Source organism: Variovorax sp. GW821-FHT10B04, from assembly GCF_059415645.1.
Genome location: NZ_JBWKNQ010000021.1, coordinates 39537 through 46632, shown reverse-complemented (window position 1 = coordinate 46632; position 7096 = coordinate 39537). Strand labels below are relative to the sequence as shown.

Here is a 7096-nt window from a genome sequence, read left to right as displayed (position 1 = left end):
CGCACTTCAAGCCAGCCCTTGTCGTAGCGCTGCGTGGGCAACAGCTCCAGCGCGCCCGGCGCCTGGGCAAACACGGCCGTCACCTCCTGGCCGGTGCCACCGATGACGCGGCCGCCGATCGGGTCTTCCTCGAGCATGCCGACTTTGCAGCGCCGGTAAGCAACCGCCGCGCCGTTCGCGGGCATCACGCCGTGCACGACGCCGGCGATCTTCTCCTGCATGCCCGGCAAGGCCTGGCAGGCGCGCGCCACCAGCCCGCCCATGCTGTGGGTGATGACGATGACCTGCTCGCAGCGCGCCCAGGGGCCGTTGTGCTTCGCGATGATCTGCTCGATGCGTTGCTTCAGAAGCTTCGCAGCCTTGGCGTTGTCGTCCAGCCAGTTGTAGCCGCAGGCGTGGACAGGCAACAGCCAGTTGCGCAGCTTGGCGAAGTCCTCCGGGTTGGCATCCACGAACGGCTTCTGCGGGCGCCAGGATGAATCGGCGCCGGTGCGTTCGGCCATCAGGGCTGCAATCTGGGCTTCAGCCGCAGTGGCAGGGAGGCCAGAGCGAAAGCCATTGAGAAGCTTCTCGAGCTTCAGCAGGAAGGCGTGGTAGCTGCCCTCGCCGATCTCGCCCCAGCCGCGGTCCTTGTACGGGATGCTGGTGGCAGAGCCATCGGCGCGGGTGGGGACGTTGCCACCGGCATCGACTTCCGTGCGGTCGGGATGGAGGAGTTGCTGGCGCTCTCCGGCTAGCTGGAGAAGCTTGCCACCGGCCAGGCCAAGTTCGACGCCGCCGAGTGTGTCCAGCCGCCAGACTTTCTCCGGACCGTCCTTCCGCTTCAGATTCGTCCCCATGATCCCCGGCACGAAGACGATGGGCAGCACATTCATGACATCGACACGGACCTCGACGAGATCTGTGCGACTTCGCTCGGTGAGGGTCCATGTGTATTGCAGGACGTCACCATCCGCAGAGACCGGATGGGCGACACGGGGGGTGGGAGGGGTGGGTGGTGTCATGGTTCGGATGAGCTGGTTGCCGTGAACAGGATGAATGACGGGGGCGGGTGTATGTGCGGTGAGGCCCGCGGTGCAGCGGGCGATCGTGGCGCGCTGGCGGCCCTTGTGGCGGTGGCGTATCGAAGCGCCGAAACAGGTCGTCCAAGTGATGGTTTCCTGACATCGAAAAGCGATTGCCTTGGAGGCGGTTCCCACGCCTTCCCCCAATTGCCTATCCCGTCCAGCCAGTTCCGCGACCGCACACCGCGTGTCAGCATGACCCCGGCCTGAAGAAGCACGCATGCCAGGGCGCCGCCGGCGTCGATCTCGCTTGTGCCGTGCCTCACGCCGGAGACCGATCGCCCGCCCATGGACCCTCGCCTGCTCAACCTGTACGAACAGGAGCTGCGCTACTTCCGCGAAAGCTCGGCCGAGTTCGCGCGCGCCTTTCCGAAGATCGCGCACCGGCTCGGCGTCGAAGGGCAGGAGGTGGCCGACCCGTACGTCGAGCGGCTGATCGAGGCCACCGCCTTTCTGTCGGCGCGGGTCGGCCTGAAGCTCGATGCCGAATACCCGCGCTTCACCGGGCACCTGCTCGACATCGTCTATCCGCACTTCCTCGCGCCGACGCCGTCGATGGCGGTGCTCGCGTTCTCACCCGAGCTCGAAGACGCCAACCTCGCGACCGGCCCGACGCTGCAGCGCAACAGCGGGCTGCGTGCGCGCGCAGCCGTGGGCCAGAACACGCACTGCGAATTCCGCACCGCCGCGGCGCTGCGCGTCTGGCCGCTGGAGGTGAAGCGCGCGCAGTACTTCAGCTACGCGCCGGACCTGCCGCTGGCCACGCATCCGCAGTCGCGCGACATCCGCGGCGGCCTGCGCATCGTGCTGCGCGCGACCGCCGGCCTGCGCTTCGACCAGTTGCCGCTGGACGACCTGGTGCTGCATTTCGGCGGCGCCGACGACGTCGCGTGGAAGCTGCACGAATGCGCGCTGGCCCAGCCGATCGGGCTGCTGGTGCAGCCGCTGTCGGCCACCGGCACGGTGGCGGGCGCGGCGCGCAGCCTGCCGTCGCGCAGCATCGCGCCGGTCGGCTTCGCGGACGATGAAGCGCTGCTGCCCGCCACCGCCACCGGCTTCTCGGGCTACCGGCTGGTGCAGGAATATTTCGCGTTCCCGCAGCGCTTTCAGTTCGCGCAACTGACCGGGCTGCGGCCGGTGCTGGCGGACATGGCCTGCACCGAGATCGAGCTCGTGCTGCTGTTCTCGCGCGGCGATCCGTCGCTGGAAAAGCTGGTCACCGCCGACAACGTGCAACTGCATTGCGTGCCCGCGATCAACCTCTTTCCGAAGCGGCTCGACCGCGTGCCGGTGAGCGAGGGCGTGAGCCAGTTCCATCTGGTGCCCGACCGCACGCGACCGCAGGACTTCGAGGTCCACAGCGTGACCGAGGTGGTCGGCCACGGCAATCCGGGCGCGGCAGGTTCGGCAGGCGCGAGCGGCTCGGCAGGTTCGGGCGGCGCGGGCGATGCCGCGCCGGAGCAGGTCTTCCGCCCGTTCTACGCGGCCTTCCACGGCAGCCGCCACGCGCATCCCGCGTACTACACGACCACCCGCGAGCCGCGCACCTTGTCGGTCCGCCAGCGCACCGAAGGGCACCGCAGCAGCCACATCGGCTCCGAGCTCTACATGCAGGTGGTCGATCCGCAACAGGCGCCGTATTCGGGCGCGCTGCGCCAGCTGGCAGTGACGGCGCTGGTCACCAACCGCGACCTGGCGCTGCTGCTGCCGATGGGGCGCGACAACGACTTCGACTGCGTCGATTCCTTCCCCGTGCAGCGCGTGCGCATGGTGCGCGGGCCGTCGCGGCCGGTGTCGCCGGTGGTCAGCCAGGGGCTGGGCTGGCGCGTGGTCGACCATCTCGCGCTCAACTACCTGTCGCTGTCCGACAGCAGCCCGCAGCAGGGCGCGGCCGCGCTGCGCGAGATGCTGATGCTGTACGCGGTGCATGCCGACGAGATGCGCCAGGGCCAGGTGCGGGGGCTGCTGTCGGTGCGCAGCAAGGCCGTGGCGCGGCGCCTGCCGATGGCCGGGCCGATCGCCTTCGGCCGCGGGCTCGAGGTCACGCTGGAAGTCGACCGCAACGCCTTCCACGGCCACAGCGTGTTCCTGTTCGGCGCGGTGCTCGCGCAGTACCTGGCGCGCCATGTGGAGGTCAACCATTTCGTCGAGACGGTGCTGAGCGTCGCCGGCAAGGGCGAGATCATGCGATGGAGGCCGCTGTGCGGGAACCGGCCGGTGCTGTGAGCGGCGCGCCTTCGGGCGTGGTCCCCGGCGCGGACAGCGCCAGCGTGTCCGCGCGCGTCGCCGGTCGCCTGCAGCAGCACGCCGACACGCCCTGGGCCTTCGACTACTTCGCGCTGATGCGCCGCCTCGAGGCCGTCGCGCAGACCACGCCGCGCTGGGGTCGCGCGCTGCTGCCGTCGGCCGAGCCGGTGCGCGTCGGGCAGGAGCCGTCGCTGTCGTTCGCGCCGGCCAGCTTCAGCCGCTTCGAGCCCGCCACCGCGACATCGCCGCCGCGCCTGCGCCAGCACTTCTTCGGCTACATCGGGCCGAACGGGCCGTTGCCGGTGCACCTGAGCGACTTCATCCGCGAGCGCTTCATCAACCACGGCGACCCGACCTGGCTCGCGTTTCTCGACACCTTCTCGCACCGCTTCGCGCTGCACTTCTATCGCGCCTGGGCGCAGGCGCGGCCGGCGGTCGCGCTGGACCGGCCGGGCGAAGACGCGTTCCGCCTGCAGATCGGCGCGCTGATCGGCATCGGCACCGCGGCGCGCACCGACCGCGATGCGGTGCACGACGACGCGCGCCTGCACTTCGCCGGCCGGCTGGTGCGCCGCGTGCACAACGCCGAGAGTGTCGAGGCCGTGCTGTGCAGCTACTTCGGCGTGCCGGTGCGGCTGGAGCGCTGGGTCGGCCACTGGATGGCGCTGCCCGCCGCCGAACTCACGCGGCTCGGCCGCGGCGAGAGCTCGCGCGCCATGGGCATGGGCGCGATGCTGGGCCAGCGCGCCTGGGACCGCCAGCACCGCGTGCGGCTGCACCTGGGGCCGCTCACGCTCGCGCAGTACCGGGACTTCCTGCCGATCGGCTCTGCCCGGCCGGCCTTGCAGCGCTGGATGCAGCAACTGCTCGGCGACGAGCTGTACTGGGACGCCGCGCTGCAACTGCGCAAGGAAGAGGTGCCGCCGACGCGGCTCGGCCGGCATGCGGGCAATGCGCCGCGGCTCGGCTGGGTGTCGTGGCTCGGCGCACGGCCACGCGGGCGCGATGCGGCGGACGTGCGCATCGACAGCGCTTGAAAAACAGGGCGCCCGGATCGTTCTCAACACAGACACCGAGATGGAGAAAAGCACATGAGTGAAATCAGTCGCACCGCGCTGTTCGGCAAGCTCAATTCGCTGGCCTACAAGGCCATCGAGGGCGCCACGGTGTTCTGCAAGATGCGCGGCAACCCCTACGTCGAACTGGAGCACTGGTTCGCGCAGTTGCTGCAGGCGCAGGACTCCGACCTGCACCGCGTGATCCAGCACTACGGCCTTGACATCTCCGCGGTGGCCAAGGACATGACGGCCGCGCTCGACCGCCTGCCGCGCGGCGCCACCGCCATCAGCGACTTCTCGCCGCACATCGAGAACGCGATCGAACGCGCCTGGACCTACGCCACGCTGCAGTTCGGCGAGGCGCAGGTGCGCACCGGCTATCTGCTGGTCGGCATGCTCAAGACGCAGAGCCTGCGCAATCCGCTGTTCGGCTTGTCGAAGCAATTCGAGAAGGTCAAGCTGGAAGACCTCTGCGACAACTTCGCGAAGATCTGCGATGCCTCGCCCGAAGCCCAGATGCGCGCGCAGGACGGCACCGGCATGGGCTCGGGCGCGCCCGGCGAAGACGCGGGCGCGATGGCGCCGGCCGCCATGGGCAAGGGCGACGCGCTCAAGAAATTTGCTGTCGATCTCACGGAGAAGGCGAAGAAGGGAGAGATGGATCCGGTGACCGGGCGGGACGAGGAAATCCGCCAGATTGTCGACATCCTGATGCGGCGCCGCCAGAACAACCCGCTGCTGACGGGCGAGGCCGGTGTCGGCAAGACCGCGGTGGTCGAAGGCTTCGCGCAGCGCCTGGCGCGCGGCGACGTGCCGCCGCAACTGAAGGACGTGAAGCTGCTCACGCTCGACATCGGCCTCTTGCAGGCCGGCGCGAGCATGAAGGGCGAGTTCGAGCAGCGGCTGCGCCAGGTGATCGACGAGGTGCAGAGTTCGCCGACGCCGATCATCCTGTTCATCGACGAGATCCATACGCTGGTCGGTGCGGGCGGTGCCGCCGGCACCGGCGATGCGGCCAACCTGCTGAAGCCGGCCCTCGCGCGCGGCAACCTGCGCACCATCGGCGCCACGACCTGGGCCGAGTACAAGAAGTACATCGAGAAGGACCCGGCGCTCACGCGGCGCTTCCAGGTCGTGCAGGTGCCCGAGCCCGACGAGGCCAAGGCGATCCTGATGCTGCGCGGCGTGGCCAGCGTGCTGGAGAAGCACCACCGCGTGCAGTTGCTCGACGAGGCGATCGAAGCCGCGGTGAAGCTGAGCCACCGCTACATCCCGGCGCGCCAGTTGCCCGACAAGGCGGTGAGCCTGCTCGACACCGCCTGCGCGCGCGTGGCCGTGAGCCAGCATGCGACGCCGCCCGAGGTGGAAGACTGCCTGCGCCGCATCGAGGCGCTGACGGTCGAGCAGGAGATCATCGGCCGCGAGGAGGCGATCGGCATCGACGTGGCGAAGCGCTCGGCATCGGTCGTGGCGTTGCTGGCCGAATCGAAGGCGCAGCTGGAGACGCTGAATGCGCGCTGGAAGGACGAGAAGGGGCTGATCGATCGGCTGCTGGAACTGCGGTCGCAGTTGCGTGCGGGCAGCAAGCCGGTGGATGCCTTGCCCTCTGCCGAAGGGAGAGGGAGCGAAGACCGGGCGGCGTTGTTGGCGGAACTGCACGAACTCCAATCGAAGATCCACGCCGTGCAGGGCGAGTCACCCTTGATCCTGCCCTCGGTCGACGAGCAAGCCGTCGCCTCCGTCGTCGCCGACTGGACCGGCATTCCCGTCGGCCGCATGGTCAAGAACGAGGTCGAGGCGGTGCTCAAGCTGGCCGACACGCTGAACCAGCGCGTGATCGGCCAGAAGCATGGCCTGGAGATGATCGCGCGGCGCATCCAGACCTCGCGTGCGCGGCTCGACAACCCGCAGAAGCCGATCGGCGTGTTCATGCTGTGCGGCACCTCCGGCGTCGGCAAGACCGAGACCGCGCTCGCGCTGGCCGAGGCGCTCTACGGCGGCGAGCAGAACATCATCACCATCAACATGAGCGAGTTCCAGGAGGCGCACACCGTCTCCACGCTCAAGGGCGCGCCGCCGGGCTACGTGGGCTACGGCGAAGGCGGCATCCTGACCGAGGCGGTGCGCCGCCGGCCCTATTCGGTGGTGCTGCTCGACGAGGTCGAGAAGGCGCACCCGGACGTGCACGAGATCTTCTTCCAGGTCTTCGACAAGGGCTGGATGGAGGACGGCGAAGGCCGCATGATCGACTTCAAGAACACCATCATCCTGCTCACCACCAACGCCGGCAGCGAACTGGTGATGAGCATGTGCCGCGACCCCGAACTGCTGCCCGAGCCCAACGCGCTGGCCGATGCGCTGAAGGCGCCGCTGATGAAGGTGTTCCCGCCCGCGCTGCTGGGCCGCATCGTCACCATCCCGTACTACCCGCTGTCGCCGGACATGATGAAGAAGATCGTGCGGCTGCAGCTGGGCCGCATCAAGAAGCGCGTCGAGGCCAACCACGGCGTGCCCTTCGACTACAGCGACGCGGTGGTCGACCAGGTCGTCGCGCGCTGCCAGGACCCGGAGTCCGGCGGCCGCGTGATCGACGCGATCCTCACCAACACCGTGCTGCCGACCATCTCGGTCGAATACCTGCAACGGCTCGCCTCGGGCGGCGAGATCCGGCGCGTGGCGCTGGACGTGAAGGACAGCGACTTCACCTACGCATTCGACTGACCGGGG

4 protein-coding genes are annotated in these 7096 nt (G+C 69.0%); 3 read left to right on the top strand and 1 reads right to left on the bottom strand.

Going from position 1 to position 7096, the window contains the following annotated elements; genetic code table 11:
• The coding region (locus tag AC07PZ_RS31270) for an esterase/lipase family protein (RefSeq protein WP_495299084.1) at positions 1 to 1004 on the bottom strand (1004 nt) is incomplete at its 3' end.
• Positions 1005 to 1352: 348 nt separating this feature from the next.
• Between AC07PZ_RS31270 and tssF the strand changes: the two genes are divergently transcribed.
• From tssF to tssH, 3 genes are read left to right on the top strand one after another with little or no spacing between them, the layout of a single operon-like run.
• Positions 1353 to 3290 (top strand): type VI secretion system baseplate subunit TssF, encoded by a 1938-nt coding sequence (tssF, locus tag AC07PZ_RS31265; protein WP_495299083.1) that lies wholly within the window; start codon positions 1353 to 1355, stop codon positions 3288 to 3290.
• Positions 3266 to 4348: a type VI secretion system baseplate subunit TssG gene (gene tssG, locus AC07PZ_RS31260; protein ID WP_495299082.1), complete on the top strand. Its 1083-nt coding sequence runs from the start codon at positions 3266 to 3268 to the stop codon at positions 4346 to 4348. The genes tssF and tssG overlap by 25 nt, the downstream gene beginning before the upstream one ends.
• A 54-nt stretch (positions 4349 to 4402) precedes the next feature.
• A complete protein-coding gene (tssH, locus tag AC07PZ_RS31255) occupies positions 4403 to 7090 on the top strand; it encodes a type VI secretion system ATPase TssH (protein WP_495299081.1) in 2688 nt (895 codons plus the stop codon).
• Positions 7091 to 7096 lie beyond the last annotated feature (6 nt).

Coding starts and splice junctions, on each gene's coding strand:
- tssF (WP_495299083.1), top strand. CDS start 1,353: ATGGACCCTCGCCTGCTCAACCTGTACGAACAGGAGCTGCGCTACTTC.
- tssH (WP_495299081.1), top strand. CDS start 4,403: ATGAGTGAAATCAGTCGCACCGCGCTGTTCGGCAAGCTCAATTCGCTG.